Source organism: Actinoplanes sp. ATCC 53533, from assembly GCF_003947245.1.
This window is the reverse complement of record NZ_QHHV01000006.1, coordinates 37,255-54,640: the sequence shown is the minus strand read 5'-3', so window position 1 is coordinate 54,640 and position 17,386 is coordinate 37,255. Positions and strand designations below refer to the sequence as shown.

The 17,386-nt window shown below is 71.3% G+C and carries 17 protein-coding genes and 1 pseudogene; 10 read left to right on the top strand and 8 right to left on the bottom strand.

Annotation, left to right across the window (positions count from 1 at the left end):
- Positions 1–115: 115 nt before the first annotated feature.
- The 5 genes from DMB66_RS01470 (at position 116) to DMB66_RS01450 (ending at position 6,106) form a co-directional block, all read left to right on the top strand.
- Positions 116–1,522 carry an ABC transporter substrate-binding protein gene (locus DMB66_RS01470; protein ID WP_233624218.1) on the top strand — a complete coding sequence of 469 codons (1,407 nt, stop codon included), beginning with the start codon at positions 116–118 and terminating at the stop codon, positions 1,520–1,522.
- A complete protein-coding gene (locus DMB66_RS01465; protein ID WP_233624217.1) occupies positions 1,522–2,478 on the top strand; it encodes a carbohydrate ABC transporter permease in 957 nt (318 codons plus the stop codon). Before DMB66_RS01470 ends, DMB66_RS01465 begins: the two co-directional genes overlap by 1 nt.
- Positions 2,478–3,344: a carbohydrate ABC transporter permease gene (locus DMB66_RS01460; protein WP_125802151.1), complete on the top strand. Its 867-nt coding sequence runs from the start codon at positions 2,478–2,480 to the stop codon at positions 3,342–3,344. Before DMB66_RS01465 ends, DMB66_RS01460 begins: the two co-directional genes overlap by 1 nt.
- Positions 3,345–3,393: 49 nt before the next feature.
- A complete protein-coding gene (locus DMB66_RS01455; RefSeq protein WP_125802150.1) occupies positions 3,394–4,521 on the top strand; it encodes an AI-2E family transporter in 1,128 nt (375 codons plus the stop codon).
- 103 nt (positions 4,522–4,624) lie between these two features.
- Positions 4,625–6,106, top strand: coding sequence for a pectate lyase (locus DMB66_RS01450; protein ID WP_233624216.1), 1,482 nt, complete (start codon positions 4,625–4,627; stop codon positions 6,104–6,106).
- Between the two features lie 53 nt (positions 6,107–6,159).
- Here the strand turns inward: DMB66_RS01450 and DMB66_RS01445 are convergent, their stop codons facing one another.
- The 3 genes from DMB66_RS01445 to DMB66_RS01435 are packed head-to-tail and all read right to left on the bottom strand — an operon-like array spanning position 6,160 to position 9,105.
- Positions 6,160–6,942 (bottom strand): hypothetical protein, encoded by a 783-nt coding sequence (locus tag DMB66_RS01445; RefSeq protein ID WP_125802149.1) that lies wholly within the window; start codon positions 6,940–6,942, stop codon positions 6,160–6,162.
- Positions 6,939–7,634 carry a sigma factor-like helix-turn-helix DNA-binding protein gene (locus tag DMB66_RS01440; RefSeq protein WP_370318324.1) on the bottom strand — a complete coding sequence of 232 codons (696 nt, stop codon included), beginning with the start codon at positions 7,632–7,634 and terminating at the stop codon, positions 6,939–6,941. Before DMB66_RS01440 ends, DMB66_RS01445 begins: the two co-directional genes overlap by 4 nt.
- A gap of 1 nt (position 7,635) precedes the next feature.
- Positions 7,636–9,105, bottom strand: coding sequence for a hypothetical protein (locus tag DMB66_RS01435; protein WP_199751724.1), 1,470 nt, complete (start codon positions 9,103–9,105; stop codon positions 7,636–7,638).
- 232 nt (positions 9,106–9,337) lie between these two features.
- On the opposite strand from DMB66_RS01435, the gene DMB66_RS01430 reads away from it, so the two are divergent.
- The 3 genes from DMB66_RS01430 to DMB66_RS01420 all read left to right on the top strand — a co-directional run bounded on the left by DMB66_RS01430 (position 9,338) and on the right by DMB66_RS01420 (position 11,742).
- Entirely contained in the window at positions 9,338–9,574 is a 237-nt protein-coding gene (locus tag DMB66_RS01430; protein ID WP_125802148.1) for a hypothetical protein, read from the top strand.
- A gap of 106 nt (positions 9,575–9,680) precedes the next feature.
- Positions 9,681–11,126 (top strand): S8/S53 family peptidase, encoded by a 1,446-nt coding sequence (locus DMB66_RS01425; RefSeq protein ID WP_125802147.1) that lies wholly within the window; start codon positions 9,681–9,683, stop codon positions 11,124–11,126.
- Positions 11,127–11,220: 94 nt separating this feature from the next.
- Complete coding sequence (locus DMB66_RS01420) at positions 11,221–11,742, top strand: hypothetical protein (RefSeq protein ID WP_233624215.1); 522 nt, start codon at positions 11,221–11,223, stop codon at positions 11,740–11,742.
- Between the two features lie 65 nt (positions 11,743–11,807).
- Here the strand turns inward: DMB66_RS01420 and DMB66_RS01415 are convergent, their stop codons facing one another.
- A complete protein-coding gene (locus tag DMB66_RS01415; RefSeq protein WP_125802146.1) occupies positions 11,808–12,908 on the bottom strand; it encodes a cellulose binding domain-containing protein in 1,101 nt (366 codons plus the stop codon).
- A gap of 94 nt (positions 12,909–13,002) precedes the next feature.
- On the opposite strand from DMB66_RS01415, the gene DMB66_RS65735 reads away from it, so the two are divergent.
- Positions 13,003–13,860, top strand: coding sequence for a G5 domain-containing protein (locus tag DMB66_RS65735; protein ID WP_370318323.1), 858 nt, complete (start codon positions 13,003–13,005; stop codon positions 13,858–13,860).
- 438 nt (positions 13,861–14,298) lie between these two features.
- On the opposite strand, the pseudogene DMB66_RS65730 reads toward DMB66_RS65735, so the two are convergent.
- Both DMB66_RS65730 and DMB66_RS62360 read right to left on the bottom strand, forming a co-directional pair.
- Positions 14,299–14,505 (bottom strand): annotated as a pseudogene (locus DMB66_RS65730) (zinc-binding dehydrogenase); the annotation flags it as partial.
- Between the two features lie 362 nt (positions 14,506–14,867).
- Positions 14,868–15,101 carry a hypothetical protein gene (locus DMB66_RS62360; protein ID WP_199751816.1) on the bottom strand — a complete coding sequence of 78 codons (234 nt, stop codon included), beginning with the start codon at positions 15,099–15,101 and terminating at the stop codon, positions 14,868–14,870.
- Between DMB66_RS62360 and DMB66_RS01400 the strand changes: the two genes are divergently transcribed.
- Entirely contained in the window at positions 15,030–15,452 is a 423-nt protein-coding gene (locus tag DMB66_RS01400; RefSeq protein WP_125802315.1) for a TetR/AcrR family transcriptional regulator C-terminal domain-containing protein, read from the top strand. The two genes, DMB66_RS62360 and DMB66_RS01400, sit on opposite strands and share 72 nt — an antisense overlap.
- Before the next feature lie 51 nt (positions 15,453–15,503).
- Here the strand turns inward: DMB66_RS01400 and DMB66_RS01395 are convergent, their stop codons facing one another.
- Both DMB66_RS01395 and DMB66_RS01390 read right to left on the bottom strand, forming a co-directional pair.
- Positions 15,504–15,905 (bottom strand): hypothetical protein, encoded by a 402-nt coding sequence (locus tag DMB66_RS01395; protein ID WP_125802145.1) that lies wholly within the window; start codon positions 15,903–15,905, stop codon positions 15,504–15,506.
- 782 nt (positions 15,906–16,687) lie between these two features.
- Positions 16,688–17,347 carry a TetR/AcrR family transcriptional regulator gene (locus DMB66_RS01390; protein ID WP_233624213.1) on the bottom strand — a complete coding sequence of 220 codons (660 nt, stop codon included), beginning with the start codon at positions 17,345–17,347 and terminating at the stop codon, positions 16,688–16,690.
- Positions 17,348–17,386: the final 39 nt, after the last annotated feature.

Below are 17,386 nucleotides of genomic sequence, written 5' to 3'. Positions count from 1 at the left end.
AGGCGTCAAGACGTTGATCTGGTAACGGTGGCCCCAGCGGTTGCGAGGTGGACGGCTCCTTGGTGTGATGCGTCGGTAACCAAATGACATCGATACGTCACCGAGAGGACATCTCGTGAAAATCGATCATGGACGTTCCTGGCGCCTCCCGGCGGCCGGCCTGCTCGCCGCCGCCCTGGCCGGCTCAGCCCTCACCGGTTGCGGTGACGACGGCGGCGACAGCGGCGGCGGCACCCTCACCGTGTGGAGCCTGGAGAATCAGACCGACCGGGTGCGGGCGACCCAGGCCGTCGCCGATCGGTTCGGCGCCGCGAACGGCGTCAAAGTCAAGATCGTCGCGACCGACGAGAACCAGTTCAGCAGCCTGATCACCTCGGCGGCGGCGGCCGGGACGCTGCCCGACGTGGTCGGTGCGCTCCCGCTGGGCGCGGTCGCCCAGATGGCCACCAACGACCTGCTCGACACCGACGCCGCCAAGGCCGTCGTCGAGGGCCTCGGCCCGGGCACGTTCTCGCCGCGCGCGCTGGAGCTGACCGGCCAGGACGGCAAGCAGCTCGCCGTGCCGTCCGACGGCTGGGCGCAGCTGCTCTTCTACCGCAAGGACCTCTTCGACAAGGCCGGGCTGACGGCGCCCGACACGTACGACAAGATCCGTCAGGCGGCGCAGCGGCTCAACTCCCCGGCGGTCGCCGGCATCAGCCTCGCCACGATCCCGAACGACGCCTTCACCGAGCAGACCTTCGAGAACCTGGCGCTCGGCAACGGCTGCGAACTGGTCGACGCGAACAAGACCGTCACCCTGGACTCGCCGCAGTGCGTGCAGACCTTCCAGCTCTACGGCGACCTGGTCAAGAGCTACTCCGTACCCGGGGCCCAGGACGTGGACACCACGCGCGCGACCTACTTCGCGGGCAAGGCCGCGATGGTGGTCTGGTCCTCGTTCCTGCTCGACGAGATGGCCGGCCTGCGCAAGGACGCGCTGCCGACTTGTGCGCAGTGCCGGTCCGACCCGGCATACCTGGCCGAGAACAGCGGGGTCGTCACCGCGATCGCCGGGCCCGGCGGCAAGCCCGCCCAGTTCGGCGAGATCACCAGCTGGGCCATCGCCAAGGACGGCGAGCGCACCGAGACCGCCAAGAAGTTCGTCTCGTACCTGATGAACGAGGGCTACACCGACTGGCTCGGCATCGCGCCGGAGGGCAAGTTCCCGGTCCGCAAGGGCACCCAGCAGGAGCCGGCGAAGTTCACCGACGCCTGGAACGACCTGCCCGCCGGGGTCGACACCAAGAAGCCGCTCGGTGAGGTCTACCCGAAGGACGTCATCGCGGCGCTGCAGCGCAGCCCCGACACGTTCCAGCGCTGGGGGTTCCCGCAGAAACAGGGCGCGCTGGTCGGCGCGACGCTGGGGGAGCTGCCCGTGCCCAAGGCGGTCAACGCCCTCACCAGCGGTGAGCTGGACGCGGCGGGGGCGGCCAAGCGCGCCGCCGACGACGTGAAGAGCATCCAGAAGTCGCTCGAATAGTGGCGGCCAAACGGCCGCTGACCCGGCGGCAGCAGGAGAACCGGGCCGGGTTGATCTACCTGTCGCCGACCTTCGTCGTGGTGCTGGTCGTCGTGGTCCTGCCGATCCTGTGGACGGTCATGCTGGCCTTCCAGCGGATCCGGCTGATCAACCTGCGCCGGGCCGGCGTCTTCGGCGAGTACACCCTCGCCAACCTCGAACTCGTGCTGACCTCGCCGGGCTTCTGGTCGTCGTTGTGGACCACCCTGGCGTACACGGTCGGTGCGACGTTCTTCTCGATCCTGTTCGGCCTGGTCGCCGCGCTGGCCCTGCGCGGCGGCTTTCGCGGCCGCAACCTGGTCCGTGCCTCGGTGCTGCTGCCCTACGTGGCGCCGGTCGTGGCGGTGACCTTCGTCTGGGAGATCATGCTCAGCCCGCAGTTCGGCATCGCCAACAACTGGGGTACGCGTTTCCTGGGCTGGGACCGCCCGATCGCCTTCCTGAGCCAGCGCGAGTACGAGGTGTCGCTGGCCGGCTGGCACTTCGACGTCCCGCTGGCCCTGCTGACGGTCATCGCCTTCGAGGCCTGGCGGTACTTCCCCTTCGCCTTCCTGTTCCTGCTGGCCCGGCTGCAGGCGGTCCCGCGCGACCTGGAGGAGGCGGCGCTGGTCGACGGCGCCGCGCCGACGCAGAGCTTCCGGCACATCCTGCTGCCCCAACTGGGCCCGGTCATCGCGCTGCTGACGGTGCTGCGCTTCATCATGACGTTCAACAAGTTCGACGACGTGTACCTGCTGACCGGCGGCGGAGCCGGCACGGAAGTGGTCAGCGTCCGCGTCTACCAGTTCCTCACCGCGCGCTTCGACATCGGTGCCGCCTCGGCCCAGGCGCTGGTGCTGGCCGCGGGGCTGGTCGTGCTGCTCGCCGTCTATCTGAGGTTCATGGCGCCGCGAGTGGAAGGCGGGGAGGAGAACTGATGGACCGTGCTGCCGTCGAGACCCGGGTGTTGCGCGTCCTGCGCCGGGTCGTCATCGCCGTGCTCGTCGTGGTGACGCTGTTCCCGTTCCTCTACATGCTGATGCTGTCCCTGCGCCCGATCGAGGAGGTGCTGCAGAACCCCGGCAAGCTGTGGGTCGGTCCGGCGGAGTGGACCGTGTCGACGTACCGGGAGGTGCTGACCCCCGCCGGCCGGGGCGGCCAGGGATTCCTGCGCTTCCTCGCCAACTCGGCGATCGTCTCCCTCGCCGCGACCGCGCTGACCCTGCTGGTCTCCATCCCGGGCGCGTACGCGGTCAGCCGCCTGCGCTTCACCGGCCGGCGCCAGGTGCACTTCCTGTTCCTGGCGGTCTACCTGTTCCCGTCGATCCTGCTGGCGATCCCGCTGTTCGTGCTCTTCACCCGGCTGGGCCTGCGCGGCTCGCTGGCCGGGCTGACCATCGTGTACATCGCGCAGACCGTGCCGGTGTCGATCTACATGCTGCGCAACTACCTGTCGACGATCCCGGTGAGCCTGGAGGAGGCCGCCGCGCTCGACGGCTACACCCGGCTGCAGACGATCCGCAAGGTGATCCTGCCGCTGGCGGCGCCGGCGGTGACGGCCAACGCCCTGTACGTCTTCATGATCGCCTGGAACGAGTTCCTGTTCGCGCTGTTGTTCCTGGTCGAGGACCGCGCCGACTGGACGGTGTCGCTGGGCCTGGCGCAGCTCTCCGGCGGCATCGAGGTGAGCAAGACGGTGCTGATGGCCGGCTCGGTGGTGCTCACCCTGCCCATCGTGATCCTGTTCTTCGCCGCCGAGCGCCTGCTGACCGAGGGCCTGACCGCCGGCGCCGACAAGGGCTGACCGGGAGTTCGGTGTGCGGGCGCCGCGGGGGGATCTTTAGGGTGGTGCCATGCCAGCATCGTTGAGCTCCACCAAGGCCCGGGCCGCGCTGAGCACGTCGGCGCGCATATCCCTGCAGATGCTGGTGATCCTGGTGATGACCGGGGTGGCGCTGTGGCTGCTGGGCAAGATGTGGTCGGTGATCTGGCCGCTGGTGGTGGCCCTGCTGCTGACCACCCTGACCTGGCCGCTGACCCGCTTCCTGCGCCGGCACCGCTGGCATCCCGCGCTGGCCGCGTCGACCGTGACCGTGGTGTCGCTGCTGGTCGCCGTGGGCATCGTGGTGCTGATCGTGGTGCCGGTGGCGGCGCAGGGCGGCGAGCTGGCCGACGGCGTGGTCGACGGCATCCAGAAGGTCCGCGAGTGGGCCGCCGGGCCGCCGCTGAACATCGGCGACGCCCAGGTCAACACCGCGTTCGACGCGGCCATCAACCGCATCCAGGACAGCATCGGCAGCATCCTCACCGCCACGGTCACCGGGGTGGGCACCGTGGTCAACGGCGTCGTCACCACCATCCTGGCGATCTTCCTGATGTTCTTCTTCCTCAAGGACGGCCCGCGCTTCCTGCCCTGGCTGACCCGGCAGCTGCCCGGCCGGCTCGCCGTCGACGTGCCGGTGGTGGCCGAGCGCAGCTGGGAGACCCTCGGCGCGTTCGTGCGGTCCCAGGCCTTCGTCGGCCTGCTGGACGCCGTCTTCATCGGCATCGGCCTGTGGATCGTGGGCGTGCCGCTGGTGCTGCCGCTGGCGGTGCTGACCTTCGTGACGGCCTTCGTGCCCATCGTGGGCGCCCTGTTCGCCGGGCTCGTCGCCGTGCTGATCGCGCTGGTGTTCAACGGGCCGACCGACGCCCTGATCGTGCTGGCCATCATCGTGGCGGTGCAGCAGCTCGAGGGCAACGTGTTCCAGCCGATGGTGCAGAGCCGCGGGCTGGGCCTGCACGCGGCGGTGGTCCTGCTGGCGGTGACGCTCGGCGGCAGCCTCGCCGGGATCGTGGGCAGCCTGCTGGCGGTGCCGATCGCGGCGCTGATCGCGGTGCTGTGGAACTACCTGCGCGAGCAGCTCAGCGACCCCGACCCGGAACCGGACGTCGTCGAGGACGACACCGGTGCCGCCGTGCCCGCCGGTGAGCCGGCCTGACCTTCGGCACAGTGACCGCGGTCACACTAGGGCTCCGCTGGCAACCTCCCGGCCGTCCACGGCCACCCGTTGTTGTTCAACACGGACCTGGAGGAACAGACGGATGGAACCCGAGATGGCCACCCGACCGCGCGGCCGGCGGCGCACCGCTCTGATCGGCGGGTTCGCCGCCGTCGTGGTCGCGGCGGTGGGGGTCGCCGCGACCGCCTTCGCCGGCAGCACTTCGCTGACCGACGATTTCTCCGACGGCGACACGGCGGGCTGGTCGAAGTCCGGCGGTTCCTGGTCGGTGGTCAGCGACGGCGGCAAGGTGCTGAACCAGGCCAACGCCGGCAGCGAACTGGCCCGGATGTTCGCCGGCGACAAGGGCTGGACCGACTACACCCTGCAGGCGCGGGTGCGCCCGGGCGCCCTGACCGCCGGCGGTGCCGCGGTCGGGGTGGCCGCCCGGGCCACCGGATCGAGCCAGTTCCAGCGCCTCGTGCTGGTCCCCGGGGCGGCCCGGATCGAGGAGGTCCGCGGCTCGAACGTGACCACCCTGAGCACCGTGGCGCTGGCCTCCGCCGCGACCGGGTGGCACCAGTTGCGGCTCGACGTGATCGGCACCCGGGTCCGCGGCTATGTCGACAACGTCGCGGTGGGTGACGTCAGCGGGCGTGCGCTCAAGGCCGGCCGGGTCGGGCTGCTGACGGTCCACGCGTCCGCCTCCTTCGACGATGTGTCGGTCAGCGCGCCGGCGCCGACCCCGGCGCCGACCGCGACCCCCACCACCCGGCCGCCGACGGCCACCGTCGCGCCGGCGACCACCGCGCCTACCACCGCGCCGGCGTCCAAACCGCCCACCACCGCGCCGACGTCGAAGCCGGCCGCCACGCCCACGGTGAAGCCCACGACGAACCCGGCCGCCACCACCTGGCCGACGCCGGTGCGCACCGAGACGCTGACCGAGACGAAGAAGGTGACCGGGCCGTTCGACGGCGGCAACGTGCGCTTCATCGGCGGCGCGGCGCTGGGCGACGGCGGCCAGGGCGAGGGCCAGGCCCCGATGTTCCAGCTCGCCGACGGCGCGACCCTGTCGAACGTGATCATCGGTACGCCGGCCGCCGACGGGGTGCACTGCCTCGGCACCTGCACGCTGCGCAACGTGTGGTGGCAGGACGTGGGCGAGGACGCCGCCACCTTCAAGGGCACCGCGGCGGGCCAGACCATGACCATCGACGGCGGCGGCGCGATGCACGCCTCGGACAAGACCTTCCAGCACAACGGCCCCGGCACCATGATCATCAAGAACTTCCAGGCCGCGGACATCGGCAAGCTGTACCGCTCGTGCGGCAACTGCAGCAAGCAGTTCGCCCGCCACGTCCAGGTGTCGAACGTGACCGTGACGGTCCCGCTCAAGACGCTGGTCGGCATCAACCCGAACTTCGGCGACACCGCGAAGATCAGCGACGTCACGGTGGTCGGTGGCACCGCCAAGACGGTGATCTGCGCCAGCTTCAAGGGCGTCACCAGCGGCGAGCCCACCGAGGTCAGCAAGGTCCCGGACGGCGTCAACTGCGTCGCCACCGGCATCGTGCTGAAATGACCCTGAACTGACCTGAACGAGGGGGCGCGACCGGTCGACGGTCGCGCCCCCGCTCAGTAGAAGTCGCCCCGCAGCTCCAGCTCGGCGCCCCGGTCCGCGGTCGTGGCGCGCACCCGGTAGGTGTCGTCACCCGCGTCCCGGCCGCCGTCCTCGTAGGCGTACTTGGCGGCGAAGACGTAGGTGCCCTCGGCGAGCGTGCCGCCGGCCAGCTCGAAGCGGTAGACCAGCGCGTCCCGCTCCCGGACCACCGTGGTGTCGATCCGCGCGCCGGTGACGTCGTGCACCGCGCCCTGGTCGGTGAGGCCCGGGGTCAGCGCCACCCGGACGGTCAGCTCCAGCGCGCGGACCGGCTCGCGGACCTTGACGGTGATGTCGCTGCGCCCGGCGGTGTCGCCGCTGTCCGGATCGATCGACCCGTCGGACCAGAGCGCCCGCTGACCCTTCCCGGCGCTCTCCGGCGCGGCCTGCGCCGGAGACGTTCTCGGCGCCGGGGCCACGCTGCGGGCGGCGGGTGGGGTGGGTGCCGCCGTGGTGCGGGCGGGCGTGGGCGCCGTCCGGGTCGCGGCGGGTGGCGCGACGGGCCCGACGGTGGGCCCCGGGCCGTCGGCCAGCGCCCAGCGGGCGACGCCGCCGACACCGAGGATGGTGGCCACCGCCAGCGCGGAACCGGCCAGGCGCCACGCCTGGCCCGCCCGCCGGCGGTCGGCGACCGGCGCGTCGGCCCGGTGCTGCGCGATCCGGTTCAGCATGGCGGTGCGGTCGGGCTGGTGCCCGGCGGCGATGCTGCCCAACCGGGTACGCAGCTCGTGCTCGGACAGCTCGAGGTAGCTCCTCACCGGGCCGCCTCCCAGCCGCGGAGGCGCGAGACCCCGGGTGCGTCGCCGAGCAGTTCCGAGAGCTGCCGTGCGCCGCGCGAGGTCCTGGTCCGCGCGGCGCCGGCGGAGATACCCAGCGCCCGCGCCACCTCGTCCTCGGTGAGCCCGAACGCGTACCGCAGCACGACGCAGACCCGGCGCCGGTGCGGCAGCCGGCGCAGCGCACCGCGCACCTCGGTCGCCTGCGCGCCCGGCTGGGTCCCGGTCGCGGCCTCGCGCCGGTTCGCAGGCCGGGGCCTGGTGGCGGCCTCGCGCCGGTTCGCCGGCTGGGGCCTGTTCGCGGCCTCGCGCCCGGGCGCCGGCGTGCGCCGGATCGTGCCGAACAGGCCGCGCCGCTCGCGGCCGCGGGTCAGCGTGGCCACCAGCCCCCGGGCGTACGCCGCCGGATCGTCGCCACCCACCCGGGGCCAGTCGCGTCGTACCCGGCCGAGCGCGTCGGCGGCCAGGTCGTCGGCGGCCGCCGGGTCGCCGGTCAGCAGGTATGCCAGCCGGGACAGGTCGGCGTGCTGCCGCTCGAAGAACGCGGCGAACGTAGGGCCGTCGCCGACCATCGACACCGCCTCCTCCACGCCCCGGGGTCCCGCGCAGTTCGGGTCCGCCGCGATGACCGTAGAGGCCAGGCCGGGTCCGGGCAATGCGACCGGCGTCTCCATGTCAGCTCAGCGGCAGGACCCGGGCGACCTTGATCGAGGTGCTCGTGCCGCCGGCGGCCGGATAGGCGGCGCTGCCGTCGGCGTACGACTTGAACGCCTGGTAGCTGTGATCCCGCGCCGCGATCTTGAATTGTTTTCCCACCGCCTTGCCGCTGCCCGCGTCGTACACCTGCGCCAGCATCGCCGCGCCCGACTCCCAGCTCAGCAACATCCGGCCGGAGGAGTACCGCACGAGGTGCGGATGGGCGGCGCGCGCCGCGGTCTTGATCGTCTGGTCGGCCTTGCCGCTGGTGAAGTGCGACAGGCGCACCTGCCCGCCCTGGCTCCACGCGGTCCAGTAGCCCTTGGTCTTGGCCAGCACGAGGTCGCCGCCGAACAGGCTGCCGTCGCACGTGCCGGCGGCCACGGTGCGGTAGGGATTCGGCTGGGCGATCCGGCACGCGTTGTCGGTGGCGCACACCATCGCGAAGCGTTTGGCGCGCGGATCCCAGACGATGCGCGAGGTCCAGGAGTGGCTGCAGCCCACCTCGAAGCTGCCGTGCCCGCCGACCAGCGCTCCCTTGGCGTTGACCACCTGCATCCGGTCGCCCTCGTGGATGTCGACGCACTTGCCGTTCTTGACGGTGATGGCGACGCCGAAGTAGGCCGCGTAGTTGGTGCCGTCGGTGGCCAGCCGGCCGTGGTGTTGATACCACCAGATGAACCGGGCGCCGTCGTCGAAGCCGCCGCGCTTCGCGGTCAGGTTGGTGACCTGGCGTTCCCAGACCTGCTTGCCCGAGGTGTTGAAACGGATCATGTGCATCGTGTTGCACGGACTCGCGGCGCCGCCGCAGAGCGGGCCGGTGTGACAGGCGCCCCGGCGGGTGAGCAGCAGGACGCCGCCCTTGCTGTCGGCTTGGACATCCTGCAGGTCGATCCCGGCGAAACTGGTCGGCGTGCCGATCAGGCGGTCGTCGCAGCCGAGCTTGCCGAGGTAGACCCGGCTGTCGGTGCCCCGCCAGGCCAGCCAGGACCCGCCGGCCGGGGTGGCCGCGATGGCCATCGGCAACGGGTCGGTGTCGCCCTCCGGGCCGTACCCGGTGACCCGCTTGCCGAGCTTGACCTCGGTGACCTTCGTCGCCGGCGCGGCGGAGGCCTTTCTCCCGCAGGCGCCCACGGCCTTCGGCGCGGCCTTCGCCGCGGGCGTCGGCGTGGCTTTCGGTGCGGCTTTCGCCCCGGCCAGGGCCGCCGTGGTGCTGGATGCGGCGGGCGGTGCGGCGGAGGCCGTACCCGGGGCGGAGGAACCGCTCGACGAGCCGGCAGCGGACCAGGGGAGCGCGAACCGCTTGCCGGCGTCCGCCGGCAGCACGAGCGCGGCGAGGGCCGCGGCGGCTACAGTGCCCAGGACGATCCCGAACACGGCGAGGCGGAACGCGGTCGAGCGGCGCTTACGGTGCCCGGCCGGCGCCGGCGCGGGGGTATCGGGATCCATGTGCCTCACCTGTCCACGGGGTCGCCCGGCAAGGCAGGGCGGTGGGGGCGGCCTGCCGGAGATGCCGTGACAGTTTGCCGGACCGGCGGCCGGGTGGCCCGGATCGGCCGCGAACAGCGACATTCCCCACTGGCTGGCAACCTTTCCGGTCCGGCGGCCCACTACATGGCCACCACCAGCACCGATGATCCGTCCGATCACGACTGCCGCGGCGGTGTCGTAGCGTCCATCCATGGCGGCGACGGCGATCGGTGCCGACGTGGCCGACTCCATCAGCGGGACCGCCAGCGGAGTGCTCAACACCGGCGCGCAGCTGGGCACCGCGATCGGCGTCGCTGCTCTGCTCCTGCTCGCGGCCGGTGTGGCCGGTACTGCGGTGGCCTGGGCTGTCGCTGCCGGCCTCGCCGGTCTGACGGCGCTGGCGCTGCTGCCCCGGGCCGGTGCGGCCCGCGTCGCCGAGAGCCCCTGACATCCGCCCGGCCGTGCTGTCCTTGATCTGCTGGTGTCCGGGTCCGAGCGCCAATACGGTACCCGGCACCGGCATACGAGCGTGTCGAGAGACCCGGGGGTGCTCGATGGACAGGTTCGGACGGCGACAACTCCTGCTCGGCGGGGCGCTGGGCGCAGCCGCGGTGGTGATTCCCGGCCGCGCCGCCGCCGTGGCCGGTCCGGCGGCGGCCGTCTGGGACTATCCGGAGCACCGGAGCGCCGCCCAGCTCGAGGCGGACAGCGCCGGCGTCGGGCGCCAGGTCGAGGCGCTGTCGTCGGCGCGGGGCCGGGACCGGGCCGGGCAGATCATCGACCGGATCCGGGCCCGTCAGGACGCCGCGCCGGGGCCGGACGGGCTGCCGTTCGACCGGTACCGGTCTCCGGGGTCCGGCACGGAAGTGCTCATCGCCCGGGGACAGCTCACCGTACGGCTGGACGAGCCGGCGGCCGACGCGGCCGCACGGCTGGCGTCATTCGGCTACACGCCAGCCGGGCACCCGACGCCGCAGCGAGCCTCCCGGCCGCGGACCGGCGTCTTCCATGCGGGCAAGGGGCCGGCGCAACTGGCCCAGGACGCCGTACGGCTGCGGAAGCAGGGGATCGACGCGGCGATGAACCTCGTGGTTCCGTTGGGCCACACCATCAAGGCCGACGACTACCCGCTTGCCACGCAGGGATGGGGCCCGGCACCGGCGGTCACCCCCGCAGCGGTCCGGGTCGCCCTCGTCGACACCGGGATCGCCGCTGGGGCGCGCGGCGACGGCTGGCTCAGCGACGCGGTGGTCGGTCCCGGGCACGCCGATCCGCTCGACGTGCTGCCGGCCGCCGGGCGGCTGGACTGGGGAGCCGGTCACGGGACGTTCACCGCCGGGATCGTGCGCCGGGTCGCTCCCCGATGCGAGATCGTCGCCTACCGTTTCACCCGCGGCGACGGCCTGGGCACCGACGCGGACGTCGCCGAGATGCTGCTCCGGGCCGCGGCGGACGCCCACCAGGCCGGGGTCCCGACCGTCATCAACGCCTCGCTGGGCACACCGGCGGTCGACGGCGTGCCGCCGCCGGCCATGCGCGCGGCGGTCGAGTTCATCGGCGCCAACCACCCCGAGGTGCTGATCGTCGCCAGCGCCGGCAACATGGGCAGCGCCGAGCCGATGTTCCCGGCGGCGTTCGGCGGGGTGGTGGCGGTCGGCGCGCTGACGCACGACCTGCGGGCGGCGCCGTTCTCCAGTCACGGACCCTGGCTGCGGTGCTCCACGGTCGGCGTCGGCGTGGTGTCCACGTTCGTGCCGGGGGTCTCGCCCCCGGAGCCCGACCCGCATCATCCGGACCGGGTCTTCGGCGCGGACGGGTGGGCGCTGTGGAGCGGCACGTCCTTCTCGGCGCCGCAGATCAGCGGCGCCGTCGCCCGGCTGTGCTGCGACCGGCCCGGACTGAGCCCGCACGCGGCACTCGACATGCTGCTCGCGGACCGGCCGCGACTGCCCGGGTACGGCCGGGTCCTGCGCCTGCTGCCGGGCACTCCCGCGGCGTAGCCCGGGCTGTCGCGGCTCAGCGCGCCCAGGGTTGCCCCGGACGGCCCCGGCGTCGTATCTTGCGGCCCGGTATCGATCGAGGGAGAGACCAAGCGTGTACGAACAGCAACCGCCGGGTGCGCAGCAGCCCGCATTCCCGCCGCCTCCCGACCGCGCCGCCGGTTCCGCGATCGCCGTCACGCTCAAATATCACCCGCTCGCGTTCATGCTCGGCTTGTTCAAGCCGCAGACGCAGCTGAACGGGCACGTGGCCGCGAACGCGTGGGGTCGGCAGGTGCTGCCTGTCCCGCCCGGGCAGTACCACGTGCACGTCCACGTGCCGTACTTGCTGCCGCCCCAGCTCGGCCCGGCCGACCTGACCGTCGACGTCTATCCGGGGCAGACGGTCGAGCTGGAATACCGGGCGCCCATGGTCGCCTTCACGAAGGGGGCGCTGGGCGCACCGCCGCAGAAATATCCCGGCATGCCGGTGATGATCGTGCTGATGGTGATCATGCTGATCTTCCTGATCTGCATCTGCGGCGGCGTGATCGCCGGGGCGCTCTCCGACAGCTCGTCGTCGAGTCTGCCCGCCTTCGACGCTGTCCGTCAGGTGGCCGGGGCACTGCTGCGCTGAGCTCGTGGGATGACGACGGGGGCAGGACCTTCATCCTGCCGCCCGTCGTCGCCCGTCGCCGCTCGTCAGGAGAGGAAGCTGCCGTACGGGCCGTTGAGGATGCCGTTCTTCTGGGTCTGGTTGAACGTGCAGTTCGGGTAGCCGTAGAAGGACGCGGACATGCACGTGCCGTCGGTGGAGGTGGCGTCCGGCAGTCCGAACGCGTGGCCGAGCTCGTGGACCATCCCGCCGTACCAGCGGGGCATCGGCTCGGTCTTGCCGGCCGCGCCGTCGGCGTCGTGACCGCTGAGCAGGACCCAGCCGGGCTGGGCGCCCCCGCCGGACTTGCCGACCTCCTCGGCGCTGACCTCGGCGACGAACAGCCATCGGCTGTCGGGGTTTCGCAGGCCGAACCGCTGCTGCAGTTCGCTCTGCATGTTGAAGATCACGCAGGCGTACCGGTCGCCGTTGGGGTCGCAGTTGTTGTTGATGTACCAGTTCGTGTCGTGCTGGCCGTTGACCACTTCCACGACCGGGCCGTTGAGCGTGAAGGTCTTGCCCAGCTGCTGCCGGAAGAAGCTCTGCGCCTCGCGCATGACGCCGGCTATCCCGTCGGGGTAGCGCTGGTCGTATGCCACGTCGGTGGGCTTGAGCCAGAAGACGCGCACGGTCCGGGTCGGCGGAGCCTGCGGTGCGGGCGTCGACGGTGTCGCCGTCGGGGGTGTGGTGGCGGGGACGGTCGGCGACGGGGTGCCCGGCGTGGTGCTGCCGGTGCAGGTCACGCCGTTGAGCGAGAAGCTCGCCGGCACGGGGTTGCTCGCGTTGTTCCAGGAGCCGTTGAATCCGAATGACGTGCTGCCGTTGGTGGCCAACTGCCCGTTCCAGCCGGCGTTGACCGCGGTGACCGCGGCACCGCTCTGCGTCGCGGTGGCGCTCCACGCCTGTGTCACCACCTGCCCGGCGGTGAACGACCACCGTAGGGTCCAGCCGGTTACGGCGTCGCCGAGATTGGTCACCGTGACGTTGGCCGAGAAGCCGCCGGTCCACTGCGAACCGACCGCGTAATCCACGCGGCAACCCGACGCGGCGGCGTGTGCGGTGGTCGTGACGGTGGCCGCCGCCCCGCAGACAACGGCGGCCAGGCCGGCCGCGATGAGCCGTACCCGGCGTGGTCGGTGGAACATCATCGCCTCCTCGCGAAACGCAGTGGGACGCCGTGGTGGGCAGGCGTCAGCGAGCCGAGCACCGACCCCACCAGCTACATTGATGTGTATCGATTACATGCCCACCATCGCCCACGAAAACGTTTTCGGCAAGGACCCGGGCGCCCGTACTCCACCGCTGCGCGGGAGCGATACTTCCGGCGGCCCGGGCCGCCGGAAGTGGCGCGCCGGTGGCCGAACGGCGGTGTTCCGGTGCAAGTCACCCACCGACACTGGGGCGGTGACGTATCAGGCACCGCATTATCCCCGGCCGCCGCAGTCGAATCTCTGGTCACGCATGAAACCGTGGCAGCGCATCGGGTCCGTGCTCGGCGTGCTGTCACTTTCCTGCTGCGGCGGGCTTCTCGGAATCGGCCTGCTCGCCGGCGACCCCAAAACCGAAACGGTGAGTGGCACGCCCGAGACGCTCGCCGCCGCGACGGCCGTGGCCAGCGAGGCGACCGCGGAGCCGGTGCTCGGCGACGTGGTCGCGTCCCCCTCGAATACGGAGTCGGCCACCAATGCGCCCGTCGTCACGAAAAAGACCATCAAACAAACAAAATCCCTTCGGTACGGCACGCGCGAAGTGGACGACGACGAGCTGGTCGAGGGTAAGACCAAGGTGCGGGTCAAGGGCGTGAACGGCGTCCAGACCATCACGTACGAAATAACGCTCACCGACGGCAAGGAGACCGCCCGCAAGAAAGTGTCGTCAGTCGTCACCAGGAAGCCGGTCACCAAGGTGATCGCTGTCGGCACGAAGCAGGCGGACGACGGCTGCGACCCCAACTACACCCCGTGCGTCCCGATCGCCAGCGACGTGGACTGCGCGGGCGGCAGCGGCAACGGGCCCGCCTACGTCGAAGGTCCGATTCGCGTCATCGGCGGTGACCCCTACGACCTCGACCGCGACGGGGACGGGGTCGCGTGCGACTGAGGCACCACGCCGTCCGCACGCTCCTCGCCCCCGATCCGGCCTGTCTGTCACGGCACCACGACGAGCCTGCGGCCGCGTAGGTCGGTGCGTTGCCAGGCGGTCTCGATGTCGCTCGAGGGGGACCTGCACCACGTCGAAGGTCAGCTCGCCGGACTGCGCCCACCTCACGACCTGGCCGTACGCCTCGTGCATGGTCTGCGGGCCGAGCCCTTTGGCCGCCCCGTAGATCTCGACCCCGGAGGTGCGCAGGCTCTCCGCGGCGAGCATGAGCCCGGCGCCGGCGGACTCGCCGATCTGGATCAGCCGGGTCGGCCTCGGGAAGGCGAATGACCGCGGGACCAGCGATCGCAGCAGGATCTCGGTGGGCCGGCCCCAGAGGTAGTCCAGCACCACGTCGTAGCCGTCCCCCTTGGCATCGAGGTACGCCTGCGCCAGCGCTTCGTCCGACACGGCTGTGTTGATCACCTCGTCGGCGCCGAGGGTCTGCACCTCACGCAGTTGGTCGTCGTCGCGGCCGGTCGCGACGATCCGTCCGGCGCCGAGCAGTCGGGCCACCTGCACCGCGAGTCGCCCCGCGACCCCGGTCGCGCCCTGCACGAGCACGGTCTCGCCCGGCACGAAGCCGGCGGCGGTCCTGATGGACATGCCGGTGATCGCCGTGCCCAGCACGGTCGCGATCGCCGGATCGACACCCTCCGCGATCGGCAGATAGGCGCCCTCGGGCACCACGGTCTTCTCGGCGAGCGCGCCGTAGGGCCGGCGCGGGTTGCCGAACCCGACCAGGGTGCCGTCCGGCAGCGCGCCTATGCCGTCGAAGGCGGGAATCGCCGGCAACTGTGCGGTGTATTGCCGGCTCGCGTAGTGCGTGCCGGCCGCGATGCGCTTGTCGACGTTTTCGACCGCGACCGCCTTCACGTCGATGACCACCTCATCGTCGCCGGCCACGGGATCCGGGAAGTCCTCGTAGCGAGGGATGCCACCGATCTCGTGCAACACCGCCGCCTTCATCACGGCTCCCGGCCGAAGAACGCCGCGATCCGGCGCTGCCAGGCCGGCATGAGCCGGGGAGGGCGGGCGGCCGAGTGGTTCCACCTGTGGTTCAGCGGAGGCTGAGGGGCGACGTCGCGGCCGTGGGCCGCCGTGCCCTGGTGTCCAACCGGCCGCTCGGCATGCGCGGTCACTCCGGGGATGCGATGGGTCGCCCGGTGCAGCAGGCCGCGGAACGTGTGCTCGTTCGTCATCTTGGCGCCCGGGTCGGCTCCGCTTCTCAGCTCTCCGTCACCATGGCGGCGATCTCCGAACTGGCGATGAGCACCCTGGTGGCGCGCGGCATCCCGTTGCTAGAGGCCCGCGTGATCGTCTTGACCGTCGAGCGCTTCACGGTCGGCCACGTCCTGGAGGAGCAGGCCCCCCGCCCGGACGCGGAGGCGCTGAAAGACTTCGACATGGCCGCGTTCGCCGAGCGGCACCCGACCGCGGTGGCCGCGATCGCCGAATACTTCGGCCCCGGCCGCACCGTGGACGACCTGTTCCGCGACTGTCTGGAGGTGGTCATCGCGGGCGCCGCGGTCAAAGCCGGTGCCGCCTCGTGACCGATCATCCGCGCTACGGCAGTGGATCCGGAGCGGCGCCTGGTCGCCGGGTCAGAGCAGTGCTTCGATGACCTGGTCGGCTCGTTCTTCGTGTTTGTCGTAGGCGTCCGGTAGGGCCGATCGTTGGACGGCTTGTGCGGCGGCGCCGAGGCTTTTGGTTTCCCAGTCGGTTACCGTGAGTAGTCGTTCGTAGAAGGCGTCCGCGGCGTAGCGTGGTTTCATCAGTTGTGTCACGGTGCCCCAGCCCTGGCTCGGGCGTTGTTGGAAGACGCCGAGTGAGTCGAAGTTGTCGCCGCTTCCCTCGTTGGGTCGGTTGAGGGAGGCCGGGACGGTCGGGTTGGCCAGGTTGCGCAGGCTGGATTCCTGCATTCCGGTCATCATGGCGACCAGCATCGCTCGGCGGGGAAGGCCGCGGTCCTGGGCGGCTTGGACGATCACCGCGGCGTTGTTCATCTGGGTTTGGTTGAGGCCTGTCACCGGTCGTGGTGGGCGGGTTGTCTTCGGTGTCGGGGTGGCAGTCGCGGCCGGTCTGGACGGTTTGACTGGTTTGGTTGGTGTGGGGGAGGTGCGGATGCCGCCGCGGGTGGCGGAGTGGGGGGTGCTGGATCGTTGCGGGGGTGCGGCGTCGATCGCGGCCGGTACCGGGGTTGGTTGCTCGGTGCCGTTGACGGTGACGGCGGTGCTGATGGCGGCGGCGGTGACGGCGCTGATCGCGATCAGGATGATCGTGGTGCGGGCTGGTTGGCGGGCTCGGCGTCGGCCTTTGCGGTGGGGGTGGGGCGACCAGTCCGGGTCGTACATGTTCGGTCGGGATCCGGGCCATGGGTAGGTCGCGGGGTGGCGGTTCGGGTTCTCGCCGGGTGTCCTGGTGTTCGGTGGTGGTTGGTCGTGGCTGGGTTGGAGGTAGGCGACGCGTTGACGTGGCAGCGGGGGTCGGGTCGCGGCTGGCTGTCGATACTGTGCGGGGTTGGTTCGGTACTCTGCGTCAGGTGTTCGATCGTGTGCTGCCGGATGTCCCGGGAACGCCGCTGCCACGAACGTGACCATCCTTCCGCAACCGTCTGGTTTTCTACCGGGAAGTACGGTCGCCCTGCGGTCTGCGGATCAATGCCTGGACGATCCGGAGCCAACCCGGGGCCCGCTCATACCGCATCATCGCGTAGCGGTCCCGGGTGGCCGGCGGGTTCGTCACCGGCAGCGACTTCTTGATGGACGGCGGAGTGACCGCCAGCTGCTCAGGGTGTCGCGGTCAGATATTCCAGCACGACGTCGCCGAGCATGGTGCGGTAGTGCTCGCGGCGCGCGGGTTCGAGCATGTCCCGCTTGAAGATCGCGTTGAAGGTGTACCGGTTGGCGGTCCGGAAGACGCAGAACGCGCTGATCAGCATGTGGACGTCGATGGGGTCGACGTCGGCGCGGAAGCAGCCGGCCGCGCGGCCGCGCTCGAGGATGCGGGTCAGCGTCTCCAGCGCCGGGTCGGCCAGGCCCGACAGGATCTCCGAACGGGCGATGTGCCGGGCGCGGTGGATGTTCTCGATGCTGACCAGCCGGATGAAGTCGGGATGCGACTCGTGGTGGTCGAAGGTGAGCGCCGCGAGATGGCGGATCGCGTCGACCGGATCGAGATGCTCCACGTCGACCTGCTGCTCCAGGGCCCGGATCCCGCCGTACGCCTGCTCGAGAACGGCCAGGTACAGCTGTTCCTTGCCGCCGAAGTAGTAGTAGATCATCCGCTTGGTCGTGCGGGTCTTCGCGGCGATCTCGTCGACCCGGGCGCCGGCGTATCCCTTGTCGGCGAACTCGTGGGTGGCGACAGCGAGGATCTCTGATCGAGTTCGCTCGGGATCCCGCGTGGCGGGCGCCGCGACTTCCGAGTCCGGCGTCTGCGTTGCCAAGGGCCCTCCCATCGGAACAGTGGGTTCACCTTAGTCCCG